20 protein-coding genes are annotated in these 23466 nt (G+C 47.7%); 10 read left to right on the top strand and 10 right to left on the bottom strand.

All coding sequences use genetic code 11. The features are described 5' to 3' along the window. Window positions 1–128: 128 nt before the first annotated feature. From FVR03_RS00385 to FVR03_RS00375, 3 genes are read left to right on the top strand one after another with little or no spacing between them, the layout of a single operon-like run. Window positions 129–1817, top strand: coding sequence for an SMP-30/gluconolactonase/LRE family protein (locus tag FVR03_RS00385; protein ID WP_147919770.1), 1689 nt, complete (start codon window positions 129–131; stop codon window positions 1815–1817). A 51-nt stretch (window positions 1818–1868) separates the two neighbouring features. Next, window positions 1869–2450, top strand: coding sequence for a choice-of-anchor D domain-containing protein (locus FVR03_RS00380; protein WP_147919769.1), 582 nt, complete (start codon window positions 1869–1871; stop codon window positions 2448–2450). 15 nt (window positions 2451–2465) lie between these two features. Then, on the top strand, window positions 2466–3473 hold the full coding sequence (locus FVR03_RS00375) for an MBG domain-containing protein (RefSeq protein WP_147919768.1): 1008 nt from the start codon (window positions 2466–2468) through the stop codon (window positions 3471–3473). Between the two features lie 185 nt (window positions 3474–3658). On the opposite strand, the gene chrA is transcribed toward FVR03_RS00375, so the two are convergent. Next, window positions 3659–4831 carry a chromate efflux transporter gene (chrA, locus tag FVR03_RS00370; protein WP_147919767.1) on the bottom strand — a complete coding sequence of 391 codons (1173 nt, stop codon included), beginning with the start codon at window positions 4829–4831 and terminating at the stop codon, window positions 3659–3661. Window positions 4832–4897: 66 nt separating this feature from the next. Next, window positions 4898–5881: an isopenicillin N synthase family dioxygenase gene (locus FVR03_RS00365; protein ID WP_147919766.1), complete on the bottom strand. Its 984-nt coding sequence runs from the start codon at window positions 5879–5881 to the stop codon at window positions 4898–4900. 104 nt (window positions 5882–5985) lie between these two features. On the opposite strand from FVR03_RS00365, the gene FVR03_RS00360 reads away from it, so the two are divergent. Beyond that, on the top strand, window positions 5986–6831 hold the full coding sequence (locus tag FVR03_RS00360; RefSeq protein WP_147919765.1) for a hypothetical protein: 846 nt from the start codon (window positions 5986–5988) through the stop codon (window positions 6829–6831). Between the two features lie 577 nt (window positions 6832–7408). Here the strand turns inward: FVR03_RS00360 and floA are convergent. From floA to proS, 3 genes are all read right to left on the bottom strand, one after another. Continuing rightward, window positions 7409–8392: a flotillin-like protein FloA gene (floA, locus tag FVR03_RS00355; RefSeq protein ID WP_147919764.1), complete on the bottom strand. Its 984-nt coding sequence runs from the start codon at window positions 8390–8392 to the stop codon at window positions 7409–7411. 9 nt (window positions 8393–8401) lie between these two features. Next, entirely contained in the window at window positions 8402–8875 is a 474-nt protein-coding gene (locus FVR03_RS00350) for an NfeD family protein (protein ID WP_147919763.1), read from the bottom strand. 403 nt (window positions 8876–9278) lie between these two features. After that, window positions 9279–10757: a proline--tRNA ligase gene (gene proS, locus FVR03_RS00345; RefSeq protein WP_147919762.1), complete on the bottom strand. Its 1479-nt coding sequence runs from the start codon at window positions 10755–10757 to the stop codon at window positions 9279–9281. A 196-nt stretch (window positions 10758–10953) separates the two neighbouring features. Between proS and FVR03_RS00340 the strand changes: the two genes are divergently transcribed. The 3 genes from FVR03_RS00340 (at window position 10954) to FVR03_RS00330 (ending at window position 16195) form a co-directional block, all read left to right on the top strand. Then, window positions 10954–12090, top strand: coding sequence for a hypothetical protein (locus FVR03_RS00340; RefSeq protein WP_147919761.1), 1137 nt, complete (start codon window positions 10954–10956; stop codon window positions 12088–12090). 28 nt (window positions 12091–12118) lie between these two features. Beyond that, complete coding sequence (locus FVR03_RS00335; protein WP_147919760.1) at window positions 12119–13678, top strand: OmpP1/FadL family transporter; 1560 nt, start codon at window positions 12119–12121, stop codon at window positions 13676–13678. Between the two features lie 282 nt (window positions 13679–13960). Beyond that, complete coding sequence (locus FVR03_RS00330) at window positions 13961–16195, top strand: S9 family peptidase (protein ID WP_147919759.1); 2235 nt, start codon at window positions 13961–13963, stop codon at window positions 16193–16195. A 577-nt stretch (window positions 16196–16772) separates the two neighbouring features. On the opposite strand, the gene FVR03_RS00325 is transcribed toward FVR03_RS00330, so the two are convergent. Then, window positions 16773–17423, bottom strand: a complete 651-nt coding sequence (locus tag FVR03_RS00325; protein WP_147919758.1) for an HPP family protein — start codon at window positions 17421–17423, stop codon at window positions 16773–16775. Window positions 17424–17939: 516 nt separating this feature from the next. Between FVR03_RS00325 and FVR03_RS00320 the strand changes: the two genes are divergently transcribed. The 3 genes from FVR03_RS00320 to FVR03_RS00310 all read left to right on the top strand — a co-directional run bounded on the left by FVR03_RS00320 (window position 17940) and on the right by FVR03_RS00310 (window position 19721). Next, the gene (locus tag FVR03_RS00320) at window positions 17940–18500 is read left to right on the top strand and encodes an RNA polymerase sigma factor (protein ID WP_147919757.1); all 561 of its coding nucleotides are present in this window, start codon (window positions 17940–17942) and stop codon (window positions 18498–18500) included. A gap of 4 nt (window positions 18501–18504) precedes the next feature. Then, window positions 18505–18729, top strand: coding sequence for a hypothetical protein (locus FVR03_RS00315; protein ID WP_147919756.1), 225 nt, complete (start codon window positions 18505–18507; stop codon window positions 18727–18729). Window positions 18730–19010: 281 nt separating this feature from the next. After that, window positions 19011–19721: a ClpP family protease gene (locus FVR03_RS00310; RefSeq protein WP_147919755.1), complete on the top strand. Its 711-nt coding sequence runs from the start codon at window positions 19011–19013 to the stop codon at window positions 19719–19721. A 3-nt stretch (window positions 19722–19724) separates the two neighbouring features. On the opposite strand, the gene FVR03_RS00305 is transcribed toward FVR03_RS00310, so the two are convergent. The 4 genes from FVR03_RS00305 to FVR03_RS00290 form a co-directional block, all read right to left on the bottom strand. Further along, complete coding sequence (locus tag FVR03_RS00305; RefSeq protein WP_147919754.1) at window positions 19725–20270, bottom strand: hypothetical protein; 546 nt, start codon at window positions 20268–20270, stop codon at window positions 19725–19727. A 2-nt stretch (window positions 20271–20272) separates the two neighbouring features. Beyond that, the gene (locus FVR03_RS00300) at window positions 20273–21715 is read right to left on the bottom strand and encodes an aldehyde dehydrogenase (RefSeq protein WP_147919753.1); all 1443 of its coding nucleotides are present in this window, start codon (window positions 21713–21715) and stop codon (window positions 20273–20275) included. A 160-nt stretch (window positions 21716–21875) separates the two neighbouring features. Then, complete coding sequence (locus FVR03_RS00295) at window positions 21876–22382, bottom strand: hypothetical protein (RefSeq protein ID WP_147919752.1); 507 nt, start codon at window positions 22380–22382, stop codon at window positions 21876–21878. A 21-nt stretch (window positions 22383–22403) separates the two neighbouring features. Beyond that, the gene (locus FVR03_RS00290; RefSeq protein ID WP_147919751.1) at window positions 22404–23192 is read right to left on the bottom strand and encodes an SDR family oxidoreductase; all 789 of its coding nucleotides are present in this window, start codon (window positions 23190–23192) and stop codon (window positions 22404–22406) included. Window positions 23193–23466 lie beyond the last annotated feature (274 nt).

Here is a 23466-nt window from a genome sequence, read left to right as displayed (position 1 = left end):
ATTATTAGTTTTTTCTACACCGCATTTCGTTTTTGCAGCAGGATTATATGAATATCTCGTCTTTCAGCTACCTCTTTTCTATTTCCAGATGAAAAAGATAATGAGGCAAAAAAAATGCAACCTCCCTGATGTTGCTAGCTCTTCTAATGCTGCTTGCGCCACTCTCGGTGCGGGGGCAATATAAATTTACTTACGAGAGCCAGCTAGGAGCAGGAAGTAAGAACCTGCTGCAGCTAAGTGCAGTCGAAGGTGTGGAAGTAGATGCCGCCGGTAATCTGTATGTAGCCGATACCCATAACTTCAGTATCCGGAAGTTCGACCCAGAAGGAAACCTGCTTCTGCGCTTCGGCAGGAAAGGGTATTTTGATGGTGGATTCCATACAATAGCGGCTGTTCGCGTAGATGCGCAGGGCAACATTTATGCACTAGATCGCTCACAGGGCAATATCCATAAGTTCGACCCGCAAGGCAATTTCCTGCTGGCATTCGGAAAACCAGGAACAGGAAATGGGCAGCTGAATTTCCCGAACGACTTTGACCTGGACCAGGAAGGCAACATATTCGTGGCCGATACCCAGAACAAGCGTGTCCAGAAGTTCGACAAAGAAGGGAATTACCTGCTGCAGTTTGGCAACGAAATGTACTATGCCTCCGAAATGCAGGCCCCGCAAGGCATTACTGTAACAAAAGACGGAAATGTGCATGTAGTAGAATTGAACAAAGATTATGTGCAACGTTACGATAACCAGGGCAAGCGGCTGAGCACAATTTTACGTGTAGGCAGCAAAAGCTTACGCAGCATCGATTTTGATGAGGAAGGGAACGTGTATGTGGTTGGCTTCGGTGAGGTTACAAAGTTGACGAAAGAGGGCGGCTACGTGTACACCTGGGGCAGCTCCCATTATGGTCCCGCAACCATCAGCTCACCGGGTGGTGTGGCCGTAGGCAAAAACGGCAAGGTTTATGTCGCCGATCGGGGCGGACGACGAATTCAAGTGTATTCACAAAAAGGTATTTTCCCGGAACTGATCCAGACGATAGGAGGGGCCGGCTTTGCACCAGATGAATTCTTGTCGCCGAAGGCTGTAGCGGTTAATGCTGCAGATGAGCTCTACGTAATTGATGTTACGCGTAAAGTAAAGCACTTCGACAGCACCGGAAAGCTGCTCAGAGAGTGGGGGAGTCATGGTAAAGGGCAAAGCCAATTCGAAACCCCCTCCGATGTGGCAACTGATGCCAGCGGAAATGTGTACGTGTCGGATGAGTATAACCACAATGTGCAGAAGTTTAGTGCAGACGGGCAGTGGCTCGCTGAGTTTAAAGGAACAACAGACCGAAGGGTGAGTTTTCCGCTGGGAATACATGTAGATAAGGAGGGATGTTTGTTTGTGGCAGGCATGGACGATGTAAAGAAGTTTGACCCAAATGGAAAATTTTTGCTGGTGGTAGGGTACAATAGCTTTGGCAACGACAAGTTTACTCGGCCAGTTGATGTGGTTGTTGATGCAGAAGGGTTTATATATGTGTTGAGCTTTAGCCAGATATATAAACATAAACCCGATGGCAGCTTTGTTAAAAGATGGACCTTGTACAATGCTTATGACCAGATCTCACTTGCCGAAGAAAAGCTGACCATAGACAAAGAAGGTAATCTGATAGTGGCGAGGTACATTCGGGATGAGGTGCAGCTCTATAGCACCCTGGGTAAGATTGGTAGCCCAGGCCACGCTAACGGGCAACTGCAGCATCCGGTTGGCGTAGCCGTTACCGGAGCAGGAGATGTTTACGTAACGGAAGCGCGCAATGGGCGTGTGTAGAAATTTAAAAGAGAGCCGGCCGCCAAGGCTGAACTTACGCAAGGCAGTACCATTTACTTATCCGAAGAACGAACCTATAGCTTTGGTGCGGTGCGTGTGCTGGAGCAAGGCACCCCAGTCCCGTTTACGCTCACCAACGTTGGGCTGCAGGACCTGCACCTGACGGGTACACCGGCCGCTACTATAACAGGCCGTGACCCCGGCGACTTTTCACTGGACCTGGGCACGATGCCTGCTAAACTCGCACCTGGCGCACAGGTTACCTTTACCATCACTTTTAAACCTGCTGCAGGAGGCCCACGATTTGCGGAGTTGCTGCTGCCTACCTCCGATGAAGAAAGCCCCTTGGTCATTAAGTTGGGCGGGCAAGGCACCCGATTGGAGACCACTATCACAAACCTGGAAGATATAGTATTAAAGGCAAGTGCCGCACCTTTTCAGCTTAACGCAAAAACCAACTCTACTGCGCCTGTAACCTACAGTGTAGTGGCAGGCAACGGGCAGGTAGAACTTTCAGGAGAAAATAACAGCCATGTTAAAATTATAAAAGGAGGCTACGTTACAATTAAAGCCAACGTCGAAGAAAATGACTTGTATAAGGCTGCTTTTAGACTAATAGTTCTGACTATGTAGCGCCAGCCGCAACAGGTGTCCTTTGGGCCTGTAAGCGAAAAAACGTTCGGAGATGCTCCTTTTCTGCCTGCAGCTACCTCCTCAAGTGGCCTTCCGGTAAGCTTTGCAGTATTTAGCGGGCCGGCTGCTGTGGTAGAGGGAGCCGCAGGAAACATGTTGCTAGACGTAACAGGTACAGGCACAGTGGTGGTACTTGCCTATCAGGCAGGCGATGGCGTTTATGAGCCTGCACCTGCCGTTATGCAAAGTTTCGTTGTAAAGAAAAAACAACTTACGGTTACTGCAGAAGATAAATCAAGAGAATATCAACAGCCTGACCCTCTTTTTACATTGGCTTATAAAGGCTTCGTGAAGGGCCAGGATGCGACGTATCTGCAGGAGCAGCCAGAGGTTACAACAGAAGCAACGCTGCAAAGCAACGCAGGAAAATACCCACTACTTGTAACAGGAGGTGCCGACAGTAATTATGAGCTGCACTATGTAACCGGAACCCTTACTATTATAAAGCAAAAGGCGCTTGTTTCACTTTCCGGTTTATGGCATGAGCATACCGGTAAAGCCATTGAGGCGACAGTTAATACATCGCCGGAAGGTTTGCAGGTGCAGGTAACCTATAACGGGAAAACTAACCCCCCTGCTGCTGCAGGATCCTACCTGGTAGAGGCAACCATTCTTGAGACGAACTACGAAGGCGCAGCCAGTGACTCGTTGTTTATTTGGGGAGTGAACATGCCTGCACCAGACCCAGAGCCAGAACCGACACCAGAGCCGGAGACGGAACAAGAGGTAGAGCTGTTCCCGAACCCATCAGATAACGGCAAAATCGTAATTAAACTGGAGCCTGCTTTCCAGGGTGCGTTGGTAGAGGTATGCACGCTTTCGGGTGGAGTGGTTATGAGTTTCAGGCTGAATGATGACGAAACGCAACATCTGGATTTTTCTGCCCTGCAAAAAGGACTTTACCTGATCCGGTTTGTAGGACCAACCGGCGTATATAAAACAATTAAATTTTACAGGCTGTAATGAGCTGTAGCAACTAAACAGAAGGCCTTAGGCGCTCCTTCAGCAAATAATCAGGCCTGCCCGAAAGTTTAGTTATTACGTTTAACCCTTGGCTTGGATTAACAGTTTTTTCTTTTGAAGGCTATTTCGATTTAAATAATTTTGCATTGCAAAGGCAGTTTAACCTCGATGGAGCAAGAAGCCCATCACCCAAACAAAAAGCCCATCAACAGCCCCGTCAGGATGAGGACCGGAGGCGGTATTTTGGTGAACAACAGCAGGCAAAAAGTAGCTATTACTAATCCTAAGTTCAGGAGAGTATTGTCGATGGGGTGGTAGAGCATAATGGCTGCGGACACCACCATGCCGGAACTAACCGCGCTCACGCCCTCCAGCGAGGCCCGTACCACCCTGAACTTCTTTAAACCATCCCAAAACCGGATGACGAAGAAGATCAGGAACGTGCCGGGTAGGAAAATGCCCACTGTGGCAACAAACGACCCAAGCAATTGCCCCGGAATGCCATAGCCGCGCATAGCCAGGCTGCCAATATAAGAGCAATAGGCGAACACCGGCCCCGGCAGTGCCTGCACTATAGCGAAGCCGGATAGAAACTCTTCGGCAGAAAGGTATTTTTTGAAATCTACAAACTCCGTGTACATCAGCGGGATGAGCACCTGGCCTCCGCCAAACACCAGGCTGCCGTTGCGGTAAAAGTTCTCGAACAGCCTGATCGGGAGAAACGAGGTGGCACCGCCTAGCACAGCGGCTGTTACCAATACGGCTACGTACAGCACAAAATTAGCCCACTGTATTTTAAGCTTCTGCCCCATTTCCTCCGGGTGCTGCTTAAACCGGAATGCTGTGATAACACCTCCGCCAATCAGGAGCAGGGGGTAAACCCACGGGGAGTTGTAAAAATAGCCGATTATCGCCGACACCACCATCAGGCCAATAGCAAGTTTTGTGTTTACTACTTTAGAGCTGATCATGTAGGCGGCATAAGCCACAAAACCCACCGCCATAGGCTGAATAAACTTCAGAAAACCCAGCGAAATATTATTTTGCTGCAGATAGGAGATGCCAAGTCCGGCCAGCGTCATGATAGTGGCAGCAGGTGTAATCCAGACCAGCAGGGTGAGGTAAGCGAGGTTGGCCCCCCCAATTTTATAGCCGAGGGCGGTTATAGTTTGGGTAGAAGTGGGGCCGGGCAGAATCTGGCAGAGGGCGTTTAGTTCTATCAGCTCTTTTTCGGAAATATAATGCCGTTTGTCGACCAGCATCTTGAACATGAGCGCCACATGCGCCTGTGGCCCCCCAAACGAAGTAAGGGCAAGTACCAGGACGTCTTTGAGAAAGATGTAATAGCGCAGGCTCATGCTTACAGATCAAAAAATAGAGAGACCACCACAGCAGGCAATCTCTCTACTCAGGAAATAGAAATATCAGACCTTCTTCAACCCTAGCTCTATCAGGCGCTCGTTCAGGTATTCGCCTGCAGTAGCATCGGGGTAGGCTTTGGGATTTTGCTCGCTTATGCAACTCTCCAGGCAGGTAAGGTCCATTTCGGAGCGTGGGTGCATAAAAAACGGAATCGAGAACCGGGAGGTATGCATGAGCTCGCGCGGTGGGTTTACGACCCGGTGTATTGTTGATTTCAGCTTGTTATTGGTAAGGCGGGCCAGCATGTCGCCTACGTTTACCACTACCTGCTCTGGCAGGGCCGTAATCGGTATCCATTTGCCATCGCGGCGCAGCACCTGCAGGCCATCGGCGCTGGCACCCATGAGCAGGGTAATCAGGTTAATGTCACCGTGCTCGGCAGCTCTTACAGCATCGGCTGGCACACTGTCAGGGTTTTCGATAGGGAAGTAGTGGATGGCGCGCAAAATGCTGTTGCCATATTGCACCTTATCGTCGAAATAATTCTCGGGCAGCTCCAGCAGAATAGCCAGGGCCTTGAGTACTTCTTTGCCTGCTGCTTCGAGCTTTCGGTAGGCCTCCAGGGTTACTGCTTCAAACTCAGCTACCTCGGCAGGCCATACGTTGGCGGGGTACTCGGTTTTAATAGGGTCGGTGTCGGGTATACCATTTAGGTCCTGGCCTACATGGTAGAACTCCTTCAGGTCGCCTGTGTTAAAACCTTTCGCTTTTTCTTTGCCTTTGCCCACATAGCCGCGTTGCCCGGCAAGTCCGGCAATTTCATATTTTTGCTTTACCTCGTCGGGTAGAGCAAAAAACTTTTGGGTGGCAGCATACAGCTTTTGCGTTAGCTCATCGCTTAAGCCATGGTTGCGTAAAGCAATAAAACCGATGTTCTGATAGGCCTCACCAAGCTGCTGAACAAATTTAGCCCTTCTTCCTTCGTCTCCTGATGTAAAATCGGCCAGGTCTAATGAAGGAACTTCATCAAACAATATCTCACTCATAAATTAATTTGCTGTATACTTTTTCCTAATACGCACGTAGTTCGCAATATACAAAATTTAAAATGCTAAATTAGTTTCCTCAATCAACCAAACCATAATTATAAATGAAAAAGACTTACTTATTCCTGGCAGCTGCCTTATTGGTTGGCACCACTGCTTGTGATACCACGCGCCAGACCCAGGAAAATGAAGCCCAGATGGCGACAGACGTTACCGGCGAAAGATCAGGTCCAACACCCAGTGGAGCTGTTATGTCTAAAGATGGCTTACGTGTGTATGCTTTCAACGATTCTCCTACTTTTCCGGAATCGCAGTTGCGCCTTTCTTCGCCGGCTGCCGGTAGTGTGGTGCAAACAGGTGCGGTTGAGTTCTCTTACGACCTGAGCAACTTTCAGCTGACTCGCATGACATCGCACACCAATTCAGAACACCTTGCGAACTCCGAAAAAGGCCAGCATATTCATAACATCGTAGATAACCAGCCTTACACGGCCCACTACGAAACGCAGTTTACGAAAGAGCTGGAAGAAGGCGACCACGTGGTGCTTTCGTTCCTGTCGAGGTCTTACCACGAGAGCCTGAAACACAAAGGCGCTTACGACCTGCGCATGATAACCGTTGGTAGACCACAGCAGCGCATGGAGTTCGATGCCAACGCACCGCACTTGTTCTATAGCCGCCCTAAAGACACGTATACTGGCGCTGATGCAGAACGCGTTATGCTCGATTTCTACCTGGTAAATACAGAACTTTCTACTACCGGTAACAAAGTGCGTGCTACCATAAACGGAACAGAATTTACGTTAGACAGATGGTTGCCATATATTATTGAAGGTATGCCAATGGGCGAAAACACCATCAAGCTTGAACTGATAGACAACAACGGTACTGTCATTCCCGGGCCATTTAACACCGTAACCCGCACCTTTACCTTAAGCGCAAGTTCATAAGTTATAACTGTTTCTAACTTGAAAAAGACCTCCGGCAGCTATATAGGCTCGCCGGAGGTCTTTTTTAGTTAACAGGAGATGTTGTTGTTTTCAGAACCTTTGTTGGCTGAAAATATATGTTTTATGCTTCTCAGGATGCTTTCCTTTTTGAGTTTGAAGGCCCACGTTCAGGCAAAGAAGTTGTGCCAGCTAAATTAAACCTTTCTCAGACTCAGATTATAAATTATTCAAATAAAAATGGCCTCCAGAAGGCTTTTCGCCAAAATTTTGTCAAGGGTTAACCTGGCAGAGATGTTTTAGAGGAATGTACTTCGAGGTAGCTTCTAAGGTGTTTTTTGCAGTATATACTTTTCCTTCACCCTCTTCAGATTACCAGATAAACCATTTAGCCACTAACATCCAGCAATAAACAATCAGCAATCACCAACAATCAAATTATTCCAATGAAAACAGCCTTCCAAAGCAATTTTGGCTCTAACCAGGTCAAGGGTTTATGGGGTACCATCATAAAAAAATCGCCCGCACCGTTTTGCTGGAGGCAAAGCTGTGCGGGCGATTAACTTTTTTAGGCTTTGTTTTACGACTTCGGCTTGTTCTGGCCAGCGTTCGGGTCGGCAATAGAGTTGCGCATATCGGTATCTGACTGGATGTTCTGCATGCGGTAATAGTCCATGATGCCGAGGTGTCCGCTTCGGAAGGCTGCTGCAATAGCTTGCGGAATCTCTACTTCGGCTGCAATTACGGAGGCGCGGGCTTCCTGTGCCTTGGCTTTCATTTCCTGCTCTACGGCTACGGCCATGGCGCGACGCTCTTCTGCTTTGGCCTCAGCTACCTTTAAGTCGGCACCTGCCTGGTCTATCTGCAGTTTGGCCCCAATGTTCTCGCCTACGTCTATGTCAGCGATATCTATCGAGAGAATTTCGTAAGCAGTACCGGCATCAAGGCCTTTTTGCAGCACCAGCTTCGAAATAATATCGGGGCTCTCGAGTACTGCCTTGTGCGAGATCGAGGAGCCGATGGAGGTTACAATGCCTTCGCCTACCCGGGCCAGAATGGTTTCTTCGCCGGCGCCACCTACCAGCTGGCGGATGTTGGCGCGCACTGTTACGCGGGCCTGCGCCATCAGTTGTATGCCGTCTAGCGCCACGGCGGCTACTTTGGGTGTATTGATAACCTTCGGGTTTACAGAAGTGGTTACAGCCTCGAACACATTACGGCCTGCCAGGTCTATGGCAGTGGCTTGCTTAAAGGTCAGCGGAATATTGGCTTTGTCGGCAGAGATCAGTGCTTTAATAACCATTGGCACATTACCACCAGCCAGGTAATGGGTTTCGAGTTCGGTGGTTGTCAGGTTGATGCCTGCTTTGGTCGAGTTAATCATGGAGTTGACGATCAGGCTGGGCGGCACTTTCCGGATACGCATAAACACCAGTTCCAGCAGGCCAACTCGTACACCAGAGAACAAGGCGGTGATCCAGAGACTGATCGGGACAAAATATAAAAAGATCATGAGCAGGATGAGACCACCTGCAATCAGAAACAGCACTGAATAGTTTTCCATTTGGTTGTTTTAACTTATTTCTTCAACAATAATTTTGTTTGCAGTTAAGGTTATAATGCGGATAGCGGCATTAGAGTCAATAAATTCTCCCTGCGTCTGCACCTCGAAATGCTGTTCCTGAAAAATAGCGGTTCCCTGGGGGCGGAGCGCAGAAACCGTTTTGCCTGTGTCGCCAACGTGCAGCGTGTGCAGCACATCGTCATTCACCTTCCCCGAAATGCTGCCTTTCAGCGCGAACCGCGACCAGGCATCGTTTCGGAAACTATAAAAAACAGCAACACCAGAGGCCAAGACAGAAAGTGCCAGCACAATATGGCCAATGGTAGTGCCCAGGGCGACATAGCCGATCCAGATGCCAATGGCGGCCAATGCAAAACCCAGCACCCCGACAATGGTGGTGCCCGGAATAAATATAAGTTCCACAATAATCAGAACCAGTCCGATTCCGATCAGCAGTATTACCGTTACCCAATCTAGTACCATAAGGCCTCCTTGCAGATTTAGTAAATATAGCAATTTGATTATGAAATACCTGTTTAAACTTGTTATTAAATTACAGCTAGTTCACAACAGTGCCTGCCTGTGCTGATCAAATTATTCGAATGAATCTTGCCTCCGGAAGGTTTTTTACGCATTCCTAGCCAAGGGTAGTTGATGAGGTTGAGGAAGCAGAAGGTGCTGTGAAAGCAAAAAAGCCACTCTCCTGATAGGTGGAAGAGTGGCTTTTAAAGTGGTTGCACTTGCTGGCTGGTATACAGACAGGCTTATTTTTCAGAAAACGAATGTTCCCGATTATATAATTGAAGCGGCCGAATGCCGTGGAATAGTCATCACGAGCGAGGAAACTCGCGCCATCATAATTTCTGATTTTTAATTTGGCGCAGCCCTAATATGCCTTTGCAAAGTAAACGCGTTTTTTAGATGGTTTACCCGAAAGCATGTCTACACCGTCTTCATCCTCGGCATCGAGGGCGATGCAACGGATGGTGGCTTTGGTTTCTTCTTTTATGCGTTCTTCTGTTTCGGGTGAGCCATCCCAGTGCGCTAGCACAAAGCCTCCTTTGGTCTCCAGCACTTGCTTAAACTCTTCGTAGCTGTCTACTTTGGTAGTATGCTCTGCCCGGTGTTGAAGCGCCTTGTTAAAGATGCTGGCCTGCATCTCCTCCAGCAAAGCCGGAATGTAAGTTGTCAGGCTATCGAACTGTTGGGTGCTTTTCTCTTTGGTGTCGCGGCGGGCTACTTCGGCGGTGCCGTTCTCCAGGTCGCGGCCTCCTATGGCAATGCGCACCGGCACCCCTTTCAGCTCCCACTCCGCAAACTTAAAGCCTGGTCTTTCGGTGTCGCGGTTGTCGAACTTCACGCTGATGCCTTTTGCCTGTAGCTCCTTCTTTAGCTGGTTTACCTTTTCGCTGATCTGTGCCAGCTGCTCCTCGCCTTTGTAGATCGGCACAATAACAACTTGTATAGGAGCCAGGTTTGGTGGCAGTACCAGGCCTTCGTCGTCGGAGTGCGTCATAATAAGGGCGCCCATTAAACGGGTACTCACGCCCCATGAGGTTCCCCATACATAGTCCAGGCCACCTTCTTTTGTGGCAAACTTTACATCAAAAGCCTTGGCGAAGTTCTGACCCAGGAAGTGTGACGTGCCGGTCTGCAGCGCCTTGCCATCCTGCATCAGGCTCTCGATACAATACGTTTCGAGGGCACCTGCAAAGCGTTCGTTTGGCGTTTTAATGCCTTTTACAACAGGCACAGCCATGTAGTTCTCTACAAAGTCGGCATATACATGCAGCATCTGTTCGGTTTCGGCAATGGCTTCTTCGGCAGTGGCATGGGCTGTGTGGCCTTCCTGCCACAGGAACTCTGCTGTGCGCAGAAACAGGCGCGTACGCATCTCCCAGCGCACCACGTTAGCCCATTGGTTCACGAGCAAAGGCAGGTCGCGGTAACTCTGAATCCAGTTTTTGTAGGTGCTCCAGATAATAGCCTCAGAGGTAGGCCGCACAATCAGTTCCTCTTCCAGGCGGGCAGCCGGGTCAACGCGGAGCTTGCCTTTGTTATCGGGGTCGGTCTGCAGGCGGTAGTGGGTTACTACAGCGCATTCTTTGGCAAATCCTTCGGCGTTCTGCTCCTCGGCCTCAAACAGGCTTTTAGGAACAAACAAAGGGAAATAAGCATTTTCATGACCTGTAGCCTTAAACATATCATCTAACACACGCTGCATTTTCTCCCATATAGCATAGCCGTAAGGTTTGATAACCATACAGCCGCGCACAGCAGAATTCTCAGCTAAACCGGCCTTTTTTACCAGCTCATTGTACCACAACGAATAGTCTTCGCTTCTTTTAGGTAGCCCTTTGCTCATGTTTTATGTAGTATTATAGTGTATTGTAACTAATTAACTTTAGTTTGGAATGGATTTTGCAGTAGTTAATGCAAATAAAACTATATCATTCTCGTACAAAATTACGTTAATAAATAATACTATTAGTAACATTTTGTATGAATGTCTGTTATCTTTGATATAGTGATATTCGCACATCAACTATTACAGGAAGCCCATGAAAAAGATAAATTTATTAGCCATAGCCCCTGCCCTCTGTTTGTTGGTGGTAAGCTGCAACAGCCCCATGGCCTTGCAGACTTCCGAGTACGACGATATGTATTACTCCTCTTCCGATAGAACAGAATATGCAGCTGCGGCACCTGAAGCCACCATGGAAGACTTCAGATCCGGATCTAACGCAGAAGCCGGAGATGAGTATGTGGCCGATGGCACAGAAGAATATTATGCCGATGAATATTACGACGGCCGTACTTATAACGAAGGAAGAAACCTGAATCATTCGTTTATCGACCCATACTGGGGAGCCGCCGTGCATCCTGGTTTCGGTAGCTTTAACAGATTTGGTTCTGCCTTTTACGACCCCTTCTTCGATCCGTTTTACAGCCCTTACAGACCGTATAGCCGTTTCAGTATGAACATTGGCTTTGGTATGGGAATGGGAATGGGTATGGGAAGATTCTATAACCCTTACATGGATCCCTTTATGATGGGAGGCATGGGTATGTGGGGCAACCCTTACATGATGGGTTGGGGTAACCCGTATATGGGAATGGGCGGTTTTGGCGCTTATAACAGCTTCTACAACGGTTACTACAGTGGCTTTAACCGAGGTCTTTATGCAGGTGGCGGTTATTTCTTCGATGCCCCTGGCCAGACTCGCAGAGTGCAATATGGTCCCCGCATCGACAGAAGCACTACTGGCGCACAACCGGCTCGCCCAAGTGGCGCATCTGGCAGACCAGACCGCCAAAGCTTATCGAACGAGCAACGTGCTGTTACACCAGGCGGAGCAAATACTGTTAATCCTGGGCGCCCCGCCAGGCCATCACGTGGCAATGAGGCAATAAGTGGCCAGCAGGAGCAGGGAGTAAAACAAACGCTGCCATCAACACCGCAGGTACCTGCCACGCAGCCCGATCGTCCGCAACGTACTACAAGAGAAACAGCACCTGCCAGACAGCGTGTGCAGCCACAGCAGCGGGAGCAGAATATACAGCGCAGTACCCCAAGCTATGAGCGCAGCACGCCGAGCCGTACCTATGAGCGTAGCAGCTCACCAATGCAAAGTAGTCCAGCTTCCAGACCTGCGCCATCAAGAGGCGGCGGCGGCGGCGGTCGGCCAATCCGATAGAGGAAATTAAACTTAGCTTCAATTCATTATGTCAAATAAAATTGTTTCAGCCAGCTTAGCGTTACTGCTAGGCTGGAGTGGAACCGCTTTTGCCCAAAGTGAGGTAGACGCACTGCGCTACACACAACTAGGCATATCAGGTTCTGCTCGAATTCAGGGTATCGGTGGCGCACAGTCAGCATTAGGGGCCGATATTTCCAGTATGTTTGTAAACCCTGCCGGTTTAGGTATGTTCCGACGGTCTGAAATAACCGTTAGCCCAGGCTTCAGCACCGCTAATGCCAACACCAGAATCGCTAATCCCGATTCTTATTTTGGGCCCAATGTATCAGATAGTCGTAACTCTATCGGAATTCCCCAAGCGGGCATTGTATTTTCTGAAAGAAAGGCTGACAACGATGGGAGTGACTGGCGCGGCACCAGCATTGGTTTAAGCATTACTCGGCTTAACAACTTTAATCAACAAATAAGTTATAGAAATACTACAGAACCACCTAATACGATTGTAGATTATTTTGCTGAACAAGCAAATATATTTGGTAGAGATAAAGTGGATTTAGATGCTGAATATGATACTGGGCTTAGTACATTTGAAGGTTTGGCTTATGGTACATATTTGATCAATTTCAATGATGTATATGGAAACCCAACACAAAATGCTGACCCAATTTATAGTTTAGGAAGTATTGATCAACAGGAACAAACCAAGCGTAGAGGTTCACAAAATCAGTTTGATATAGGGGTTGGTACAAGTTATAAGGAAAAACTATACTTAGGCGCTTCTGTAGGTATTATTTCTACAAATTTTGAACAGGAGCGAATTTTCAGAGAATCTGGTTATTATATTGAAAGACTAAATGAAAATGATGAAATAGAATCAGATGGTAACTATAGCTTAGCTCTTAGAGATCATTATACCTCAAGAGGTGCTGGAATAAATTTAAAATTAGGAGCGATATACAGGTTTAATGATGCATTAAGATTAGGAGCATCTATTCAAACACCTACTTCTTTTAGCTTTGACGAATCGTATTCAACCTCTCTTGCTGTTGATTATACTGGTTCAAGTAGAATTACTGAATCAATAATACCTGGCCAATCCTCATATGGCCTTACCACACCTTTCCGGGCTACAGGTGGTTTAGCGTACTTCATCAACAAATACGGCTTTATCTCTGCTGATGTAGAGTATGTAAATTATGCTGGCATGCGGTTCCGGGAGCGTGACAGCGACTTTGGTGGCAGCGGCAATTATTTTGGAACAATAAATACACGTATCAAAGACACCTACCAGTCTGCTGTAAATGTGCGTATAGGTGCTGAAGCCCGCTACGAAGTGTTCAGGTTCAGGGCAGGTTACGCTCACGGAGGAAATCCTTACAAAGCAGCAGGGCTGGATGGTAGCACCAGCACCTTCTCGTTGGGTACAGGCATACGGCTGCAGAACTACTTTGTAGATGTAGCTTACACTAACACCAGCTTAGGAACTGCTTACTCACCATATACGTTTGATACAGGTACATCACCAGAAATAGACATCGACAACAGGTTCAACAATGTTGTTTTTACGCTAGGATTCAATTTCTAAGAATATAACTTTCCTGTTTTTATTGATAAGGAGGCTGCCCGGGAAACCGGAACAGCCTCTTTTTTTGTTTTAATCCGCTTATAAATACAGCTTGTTCATGCTTTTTTGCCTTATGCCCAAAACAAGAAGCTCACAAACTATTTCACCGGAACCCTGTGCCTGCAAAAACCAACTTCGACCAAGCTCTTACAGGCACATCTGTCATAATTTTGAATTTCTAAATTCTAATTTCTAATTTGCTGAAGCACACGTGCCTTTTCCATCAACTCTAAAACTACATCTATGTTATTAAAAATTAAATCGGCCGTTTTGGTCATATGGCTATGCAGCGTGGCCCTTACTATGCAGGCCCAGCAGAAAAAGCAGGTTACCCTCGAAGATATTTACCAAAAAGGTACGTTTGCTGCCAAATCGGTTTACGGTGTGAACTGGATGAACGATGGGCGATACTACAGCTCACAGGTGCAGGACCAGCAAAACCGTGTGTACGACATCATAAAATACGATGTAACTACCGGGCAGGCTGTTGCCACCATTATAGAAGGAGAGGACCTGAAGCCGGAGGGGAGCAGCCAGCCTATTCAGTTCGACGATTATTCTTTTTCATCTGATGAGCAAAAGGTGTTGTTCGCCACTGAGTCTGAGCAGATTTACCGTCGGTCCTCTAAAGCAGATTTTTATATCTACGACATTCCGTCTAAAAAACTGACTAAGCTGAGTAATGGTGGCAAACAGCTCTATGCCACTTTCTCTCCGGATGCTAAGCGGGTGGCCTTTGCCCGCGACAACAACATGTTTGTAGTAGACCTGGGTACCATGCAGGAAACACAGATTACCACCACCGGTAAGTTTAATTCTATTATTAACGGATATGCCGACTGGGTTTACGAAGAAGAATTCAGCTTTGCCCAGGGCTTCCATTGGTCACCGGATGGCTCAAAAATCGCTTTTTATACATTTGATGAGAGCCAGGTGCCGGAGTTTAACATGCAACTCTGGGGAGAGCTTTACCCGCAGGACTACAAATTTAAATACCCGAAAGCAGGAGAGGCAAACTCTGTGGTAACAGTATCGGTGTACAACCTGAGCAGCGGGCAAACTGTGAAGATGGACACCGGCAACGAAACAGATATGTACCTGCCCCGCATAAAGTGGACGAACAACAGCAACCTGCTCTCGATTCAGAAAATGAACCGCCTGCAGAACACGCTGGAGCTGCTGCACGCCAACGCTACCACTGGCAAGGCAACCGTAGTGCTGAAAGAAACAGACAAAGCTTACATAGATGTTACCGATGATCTTATTTATCTGAAAGATGGAAAAAGCTTTCTTCATTCTTCTGAGAAAGATGGCTACAACCACCTGTACCTCTACAACATGAGCGGTAAACTGGTGCGCCAGATCACGAGTGGCAACTGGGAAGTGAGCAGCTTTATTGGCTTCGACGAGACAAACGATGTGCTCTATTACATGTCGACAGAAGTGTCGCCGCTCGACCGGCATTTGTACAGCATCAGCAGCAAAGGCAAAAGCAAAAAGCGCCTGACACCTGCCGCCGGTACACACACCATCAACATGAGCCACGACTACAAATATTACCTCGATTACCACACGGCTGCCAATGTGCCTGTTACTGTAGGGCTACACACAGCCAAAGACGGTAAACTGATAAAGGTGCTCGAAGATAACCAGAAGCTCAAAAATACGCTGGCGCAATACAATATCGCGAAGCAGGAGTTTTTTACGATGAAGACTGCAGATGGTACGCAACTGAATGGCTGGATGATAAAGCCGACTGACTTCGATCCGAAAAAGAAGTACCCGGTGCTGATGTTTGTTTACGGCGGACCCGGCTCGCAGACTGTTACCAACAGCTGGGGTGGCGCCAACTACCTCTGGTACCAGGTGCTGGCCGATAAAGGAGCCATTGTAGTGAGTGTCGATAACCGTGGAACAGGTGCCCGTGGCGCAGCCTTTAAAAAGGTAACATACGCCAACCTGGGCAAATACGAGATTGAAGACCAGGTAGAAGCAGCGAAATGGCTGGGGCAGCAAAACTATGTAGATAAAGACCGGATCGGTATCTGGGGGCACAGCTTTGGCGGGTACATGGCCTTGCTCGGCTTAACAAAAGGCGAGGGTATTTTCAGAGCGGGCATATCGGTGGCACCCGTTACGAGCTGGCGCTTTTACGACTCTATTTATACAGAGCGTTTCCTGAAAAAACCACAAGATAACGCCGCCGGCTACGACGATAACTCACCGCTGCAACATGCCGACAAACTGCAGGGAGAGCTGCTCCTGATACACGGCACCGGCGACGATAACGTGCACTTCCAGAATGCAGTTGCCATGCAGGATGCCCTGATTAGTGCCAACAAACAGTTCGAGAGCTTTTACTACCCGAACCGAAACCACGGTGTAGGAGGAGGCATTACTTCACTGCACCGCTTCCGCATGATGACCAACTTCCTGGAGCGAAACCTGCTCAACCCAACAAATCAGGTAGCGCAGTAGCAGAAACAGCATAACAACAGCAAGGCCCGCTTTTTGGCGGGCCTTGCTGTTTTACCAGCTCAAATTTACCTTGTTACCCTTGAGTGCTTCCAGGGCAAAAACCCTTCGGAAGGGTGTTTTAATTTAAATAATTGGTTGTACAGTAGCCGGTGTAATGCTTCATCTCCACTTAAAGTAACTCACTTTTTGTCCTCCTGAAAGGATCTTGTGGGCAAGAGCCAGAGGCGATGGCTATTTGCTTTAAAGTTTAAGTTCGCATAGCCACTTGATAACATACTCTCAGAGGTAAGTTATTTCATAGCCCAAGTCTTTGTTCTTTTTGTCTTGATACAAAAAGAACAAAAAAAATCAAGAAAATAAAAACTCGCTGAACGCTCAAACAGTTTATTTTCATTCTATGCACCTGGCTACTTTGTCTGCTCTGTTGCTACCTGCCGCAATATGTTTTTGGAGCAAAGCTAGAGGTAGAAGGATGCCAGCAATGTGCTAATTAATTAATTTAAGAAGTAAGAATTTAGAATTATGGAATGAAATATTCACACCTCTAAACTCATAACTCTTAACTCATATAAACCCACTATTCAGCTACAGCATTTTGCGAGGGTTGCTTTGCTGCAGCAGGCTTTGATTTATGATGTTTCAGGTGCTTTTTCCAGGGCATCAGCGCCTTGTACGGGTTATAAGGGTAGTTTCTGTTCTTCGGAATATTGTTTACCAGAATGGCTACCACGAACAAAACCAATACGCCAAATAAAACCGGGTGAAGCACATAATAGAAACCAAGCGCTTTTATTTTTTCGGAGCCGATGTTGGCGATAAGTGCTGTAGCACCACCCGGAGGATGCAATGTTTTGGTTATCTGCATCAGCACAATAGAAACAGAAACAGACAAGGCGGCAGACAGCCAGATCAGATCCGGGTTATTAAATATTTTGTAAACCGAAACTCCCACAATGGCACTTAGCAGGTGCCCTCCGATCAGGTTGCGGGGCTGCGCCAGCGGGCTGTTGGTAGCGCCGTAAACCAGCACGGCCGAAGCACCAAAAGAACCTATCAGGAAAAGCTGGTCTGAACTCGAAACAAATGAGTTTTGCGTTTGCACAAACCCGATAATACCGATTCCAAGCAACGAGCCGATAAATGTCCAGATATGATCTGTCGGGTCAATGATCGTTTGTCGGTACACCACGTATCTGGCTATTCTGTAGTTACGCTTAATTTTTTTCATGTATGCTGTTACAGGTATAAAGGCCTTTGTTTTGGAGTAAAGCTTTACACCACAAGAGGTTAAAATTTGTGCAAAGATAAGAAGTCTGACAGCAGGTCTGCAACAAACAACCCGTTTAAGCTGCAGCAACAGGCCATACTGCCTGTTGCCCTTGGCCAAAAAGCAGCAAAAAGCCTTCGGAAGGCCAAATTTATTAGAATAATTTGCTGGCTGTGCCAAATTAAAAATTAGAGAGGTGCTCATTCAAAGGGCATCTAGAACTATACCACAAAGGAGCTTTGCCAGCGTTATAAACTTACCTGATAGATTGACGATATAAGTTATCGCAAACTGTTACACCTTTTATACAAATCATAAAAAATTGTGTATCGTGAATCGTGCTAGGTATGTCGTATTTTTCAAGGCGATGCAATTTCTATTCCCGATAAGTGAAGACGTAGTCGATAACATCAGAAATTTTTCCGAACTGGGAGGTGATACTTGCGCCATCTGCCGGATTAACAATAAAAAAAGCACATGCAGACACTAGAACAACCTGTAATAGCTACAGATATACGCGAGGACTTGGTGCAGCACCGGGAGAAAACACTCGAAAAATTGTATGCCAAAGCATACCCGATGGTGCTGCACTACGTAAAGCAGCAGCACGGCTCCCCCGACGATGCCAAAGACCTTTTACAAGACGCTATTATTTTGTTTTATGAGAAGGTGGTGCACCAGAAGCTGACCTTAACCGCTGCACCCACTACTTACCTCATGGCAGTTTGCAAAAACCGCTGGCGACATGAACTGGAGAAGCGTAACCGGCAGCAGGAGCTCTCACCGGAGGTAGGGGAGCAACTGCAGGAGGAATCTGCTCTGGAGGCTCCGGCCTTTGCACTGGCCGCTTTCGTGGATAAGCTAGGAGAAAAGTGCCGCGCTACCCTAGTGGCATTTTACTACCTGGGCCAGCAACTGGAACAGATAGCACAACAGCACCAGTACCGAAACGTGCGCTCGGCCACTGTGCAAAAGTTTAAGTGCCTGGAGCGCCTGCGCAAGTCGTTGCAAGGTTTTAGCATACACCATTTCAGATAAAATAATGAGGCCGGAACTGGAAGAAATAAAACTGCTGGAAGCCTTTTTGGGAGGCAGCCTGCACGAGGAGCAGGAGCAGGAGCTGGAAATACAGTTGCTCTGGGACCAGGGCCTGCAACAGAAAGTGAAGCTGCAGGAGTTGGCTTATCGGGCTGTACAGGAGGCCGGGCGAAAGCAACTGCGACAGGAACTGCAGGCAATTCACAATAGACTTTTTTTAAGGACTTAAGATGCAGGACACAAGACTTTCTCTTCTAGTTAAAATAGAGCCACACGCTAATGAAGCGGCTCATTCAGGAAGACGAAAGACTGAAGCACAAAAACAAAAAGATCCTGTGTCTTGTGTCCTGATACTTGTGTCCTAAAATTTATTACCTTTAGCTAAACAACAGGTTAAAATATTGCCAAATTTGTTTCTAATGATGAAGCTAATCTAAAGCAGCAGCAAAGCCAACCTAGGTAAGCCAATTTTTAATCTCTAATTTTTAATTTCTAATTTGACCAGGTACTATGAATAGTTCAGAATACAATAAAAACGAATTCCGAAAATATGCCGTGCAGGGGCGGGGCATCAGTGGCTCCAACATGGACCGGTATTTCCGCCAGGTCGAAAACGCAGCAGGCATTCACCGCATAGAGGGCATGACACGTTCTGTTATCGAAGAACGCCCGACGAACTTCCGTGAAATAGATGTGTTTTCGCGCCTGATGATGGACCGCATCATATTTTTAGGAACACAGGTAGAAGAGAACATTGCCAACATTATTACGGCGCAGCTACTTTTTCTGGAGTCTACAGATGCTAAAAAAGATGTGCTGCTCTACATTAACAGCCCCGGCGGCTCTGTGTATGCCGGCCTTGGTATTTACGATACCATGCAATATGTAGCCCCCGATGTAGCTACTATTTGCACAGGTTTGGCGGCCTCTATGGGAGCGGTATTGCTGTGTGGCGGTGCAGCCGGTAAGCGTTCGGCTCTTCCGCATGCCCGTGTCATGATTCACCAGCCCCTGGGCGGTGTGCAGGGCCAGGCAACCGATATAGAAATTACCGCCCGCGAAATCCTGAAACTGAAGAAAGAGCTTTATGATATTATTTCGAAGCACAGCGGCAAAACGTACCAGGAAGTACATGACAACTCCGACCGCGATTACTGGATGATAGCCGAAGAAGCCAGAGCCTACGGTATTATAGACGAGGTGCTGACAAGAGAGAAATAAAACCTAAGCTACTGAAAGAACCGGCAACTTTCGTTTTGCCAGTTCTTTCAGAGCTTTTACAGCAGTGGCGGCAATCTCTTTGTCAGAAAAAGACCAGGCAGCATACGGGCTGTCCTGAAAAAGGTACACGGTGTTTTCTTCTTCTAAGTAAGCCTGAAACTCGCTCCACTTCAGCGTGTGCGTTTTTGTAGCCAGCATAAAGTTAATGGCTTCCTCTGTAAACGAAAGCTTGGCTTCTGAGTCGGTTTCTGCTACAATGGAAGTAGCCAAGTCTCTGAGAGTGACACTTCTGCGCTTATGGGTTTTCCAGCGGAGGTACAGCAGGTAAAGGCCAAAGCAAAGCCAGAGCACCGGCGACAAAAATAACCCGACAGCTCCAACGTTACTATCTGTAAAAAAGAAGGCAGCCACCATAACGGCTGTAAGCCCCAGGTAAAAAAAGCTTCTTTTCAGGATTTTCTTTTTTAAGGCAGCCAGTATAAACCTATCTATAAACAGCAGCTGCCTGTACGTTTCCTCAAACGATGTGTGTACTGGTACTGCCTCCATGGTTACAGCTTTATACAAACATTCTGCGGCTCCGTAAAAAACCGCAATGCCTCAAAACCTCCTTCACGGCCTACACCCGAGTTTTTCATGCCGCCGAACGGCGTGCGGAGGTCGCGGAGCAGCCAGGTATTTACCCAGATAATACCAGCATGCACCTGGTGCGCTACGCGGTGGGCACGCGTCAGGTCCTGCGTCCAGATGGTGGCGGAGAGGCCATAGTCGGTGCAGTTGGCGTAGTGCAGTACTTCCTCCTCTGTATCGAAAGGTGTAAGCGTAACCACCGGACCGAAAATTTCTTCGGTATTGGTGCGGCAGTTGTGGGCGAGGCCTTCTATAACCGTGGGGGCAACAAACCAGCCTTTTTCGCAGCGGCCTTTTACCTGCACCTGCTCCCCGCCAGCTACAATAGTGCCGCCTTCTGCCTTAGCCAGTTCTATGTAAGAAAGCACTTTCTGCAGGTGCTCCTCCGATACAATGGCTCCCTGGCTGGTGTTTTCCTGCAGTGGGTCGCCAACTACCAGGGCATTTACTTTTTCTACAAAGGCAGCTTTAAATTGCTCGTACAGCGACCGCTCCACAAAGATGCGGGAGCCGCAAAGGCAGATCTGGCCCTGGTTGGCAAAGGCAGCACGCACAGAGGTAACCACCGCCTCCTCGAAGTTACAATCGGCAAATACGATGTTCGGGTTTTTACCACCCAGCTCCAAAGATAGTTTCTTGAACATAGGAGCGGCCGTGGCCGCAATGCTGCGCCCGGTTTTGGTACCACCCGTAAACGAGATAACCGGAACTTTAGGATGAGCCACCATAGCTGCACCAACTTTATGGCCATAGCCATGCACAATGTTCAGCACTCCCGGCGGTAGCCCTGCCTCCTGGCACAGCTCCGAGAGCAGGTAAGCTGTTAGGGGCGTTACCTCCGATGGCTTGGCCACCACACAATTGCCAGCGGCAAGCGCAGGGGCTATTTTCCAGGTGAAGAGGTACAGCGGCAGGTTCCAGGGCGAGATACAGCCTACCACCCCATGCGGGTGCCGCACCGTGTAGTTAATGGCTGTACCCGCCATGTAATGCGCCTCCGAAGCGAAGTGCTGTATAGCGGTGCCATAAAAACGCATATTGCTGCTGGCACGCGGTATGTCCATGGTTTTGGCTGAAGAAAGCGGTTTGCCGGTGTCTGTTGCTTCGGCTTCGGCGAGGCGGTTGAGGTGCAGGTCTATCAGGTCGGCGAGCCGGAGCAGCAGCTGTCCGCGTTTTTCTGCAGCAGTAGCAGCCCATGCCGGAAAAGCAGCCAAAGCTGCCTGCACCGCCAGCTCCACATCCTGCTCATCGGAGTCGGGCAGGAGCGCATGCATAGCCCCCACAGCCGGATTATAGCTGCCGATATACTGCCCCGCCACTGGTGCCACCAGTTCCCCGTTTATATAGTTCTTCAGCTTCAGCAAGTTCCTTTTTTAAGATGTTAATAAGTTAAGAGTTAAAAGTTATGAGTTGAGAGTTATATTTTAATTCAATCATTTTCTCATTCATTCAATTAAAATTTACCCTGCTTTTTTGAGTCGCTCTACGGAAGACCTCAAACAACAGCGAGGAATATTATCTCAATTAGTTCAACATAGTCAAAAATGAATCTCTGTACCTTCTTAGCCTGCTTCTATTCCAGAAAGGAATTAGATATAAAATGAATGGAAATACCATCCAGCCGATTAGTAGCATAATAATGGTGTGGACGCTTGTACTGATAGCTCTCGCTACTACTGTCCATAATAATAAAAAGCCAATAATCATGTAGAAGCCAAAGATGTAGGTACTGCTATAAGGTACGATCTCACCTTTTACTTTAGTTTTTAAATTACAGCCGTTTTGGTGCAGCGCCATATGTATTTTGCCTGTTCCTCTGTATGGATTAAACATCTTCGGCATTACATGTATCTCAATCAGGTTGCTGTTGATTACTGTGATTTCATTAAAGTCAACAGGACTGCTAGTTAGAAAGTGAAATTGGTCATTCTCCTTTTTTTTCTTCAAAGCTATACTCTCTAATACCTTATTTTTAGGTAAGTGTATCTCTATTGAAAATCGCTCATGAGATAGCTTGAAAATCTTATTCATATAAAATCTAGTATCTACCATCTAAATAGCTCCTGTTCTGCCTCCGTCTACAGCCAGGCTAACGCCGTTAATGTAAGCGGCGGCAGGTGTGGCCAGAAAGGCAGCGGCAGCGGCTACTTCTTCGGGTTCGGCAAAGCGGCGGGCTGGTATGGCGTTTTCCATTTCCTGCTGCACCTCTTCTTTGCTGCGTCCTGACTTTTCGGCGCGGCTCTCTACGAGCGAATAAATGCGGCCGGTTTTAGTGGAGCCAGGGAGCACGTTGTTTACCGTTATACCGAATTGGCCCAGCTCGTTTGCCAATGTCTTGGCCCAACTGGCCACAGCACCACGCGTTGTGTTCGACACGCCCAAACCCGGAATAGGTTCTTTTACGGAAGTACTGATGATATTGATAATGCGGCCATAGCCAGCTTTTTTCATGAGTGGCAGCACCGCCTGTACCAGTTGGTGGTTATTGAGCAGGTGCATGTTAAAGGCTTTCAGAAATTCCTCTGGTTTAGCTTCGGTAATAGGGCCGCCTGCCGGTCCGCCGGTGTTGTTTACCAGAATATGCACCGCTTCCCGTTGCTGCACATAAGCTTTTATCTGCTGCTGTACCGCCTGCGGGTTGGCGAAATCTGCAACAAAATAATCGTGTTGCTGCTCCCCGGATTGCGCCAGTTCTTGTACCACCTCCTGTAGTTTTTCCTCATTACGCGCTACAAGTGTTACGTTTGCTCCAAGCAAGGCAAGTTCTACGGCTACTGCTTTGCCAATACCCTGTGTGCTGCCGCAGACAATAGCTTGTTTGTTTTTCAGGTCTAAGTTCATGGTTTAATGTGGCGTTTTGAGTGTGTGGAGGAGTGAGTTGAGGTAAAGATGTACGTTATCTCTCACCTCTTTCTCCTTCTGTTGCTTTTTTAAATATAAGCAGATGTTTTAAAAATTGCTTGTCTTAGGAGTTGGTGTTCTGTAAAAGGAACCATGATCTCTTCCTAAACCTACTTCTTACCCTTGGCAAGAAATGCCATTTAATCCTTTGGAAGACCAATTTCATTAGAATAATTCAGTTGCTTGAAAGTTGTTGATGTTAAAGGATTGCCCT

Source organism: Pontibacter qinzhouensis, from assembly GCF_008017455.1.
In the GTDB taxonomy this organism is placed as follows: domain Bacteria; phylum Bacteroidota; class Bacteroidia; order Cytophagales; family Hymenobacteraceae; genus Pontibacter; species Pontibacter qinzhouensis.
The sequence above is the reverse complement of the archived record's forward strand: the minus strand, read 5'-3'. Positions and strand labels throughout refer to the sequence as shown.

What these genes read in the sequence shown, in the direction of transcription:
- FVR03_RS00320 (WP_147919757.1), top strand. Translation starts at nt 17,940, where the DNA reads ATGCAGACACTAGAACAACCTGTAATAGCTACAGATATACGCGAGGAC.
- FVR03_RS00325 (WP_147919758.1), bottom strand. Translation starts at nt 17,423, where the DNA reads ATGAAAAAAATTAAGCGTAACTACAGAATAGCCAGATACGTGGTGTAC.
- FVR03_RS00365 (WP_147919766.1), bottom strand. Translation starts at nt 5,881, where the DNA reads ATGAGTGAGATATTGTTTGATGAAGTTCCTTCATTAGACCTGGCCGAT.
- FVR03_RS00360 (WP_147919765.1), top strand. Translation starts at nt 5,986, where the DNA reads ATGAAAAAGACTTACTTATTCCTGGCAGCTGCCTTATTGGTTGGCACC.
- FVR03_RS00350 (WP_147919763.1), bottom strand. Translation starts at nt 8,875, where the DNA reads ATGGTACTAGATTGGGTAACGGTAATACTGCTGATCGGAATCGGACTG.
- FVR03_RS00385 (WP_147919770.1), top strand. Translation starts at nt 129, where the DNA reads ATGTTGCTAGCTCTTCTAATGCTGCTTGCGCCACTCTCGGTGCGGGGG.
- floA (WP_147919764.1), bottom strand. Translation starts at nt 8,392, where the DNA reads ATGGAAAACTATTCAGTGCTGTTTCTGATTGCAGGTGGTCTCATCCTG.
- proS (WP_147919762.1), bottom strand. Translation starts at nt 10,757, where the DNA reads ATGAGCAAAGGGCTACCTAAAAGAAGCGAAGACTATTCGTTGTGGTAC.
- FVR03_RS00315 (WP_147919756.1), top strand. Translation starts at nt 18,505, where the DNA reads ATGAGGCCGGAACTGGAAGAAATAAAACTGCTGGAAGCCTTTTTGGGA.
- FVR03_RS00310 (WP_147919755.1), top strand. Translation starts at nt 19,011, where the DNA reads ATGAATAGTTCAGAATACAATAAAAACGAATTCCGAAAATATGCCGTG.
- FVR03_RS00340 (WP_147919761.1), top strand. Translation starts at nt 10,954, where the DNA reads ATGAAAAAGATAAATTTATTAGCCATAGCCCCTGCCCTCTGTTTGTTG.
- chrA (WP_147919767.1), bottom strand. Translation starts at nt 4,831, where the DNA reads ATGAGCCTGCGCTATTACATCTTTCTCAAAGACGTCCTGGTACTTGCC.
- FVR03_RS00295 (WP_147919752.1), bottom strand. Translation starts at nt 22,382, where the DNA reads ATGAATAAGATTTTCAAGCTATCTCATGAGCGATTTTCAATAGAGATA.
- FVR03_RS00290 (WP_147919751.1), bottom strand. Translation starts at nt 23,192, where the DNA reads ATGAACTTAGACCTGAAAAACAAACAAGCTATTGTCTGCGGCAGCACA.
- FVR03_RS00330 (WP_147919759.1), top strand. Translation starts at nt 13,961, where the DNA reads ATGTTATTAAAAATTAAATCGGCCGTTTTGGTCATATGGCTATGCAGC.
- FVR03_RS00335 (WP_147919760.1), top strand. Translation starts at nt 12,119, where the DNA reads ATGTCAAATAAAATTGTTTCAGCCAGCTTAGCGTTACTGCTAGGCTGG.
- FVR03_RS00305 (WP_147919754.1), bottom strand. Translation starts at nt 20,270, where the DNA reads ATGGAGGCAGTACCAGTACACACATCGTTTGAGGAAACGTACAGGCAG.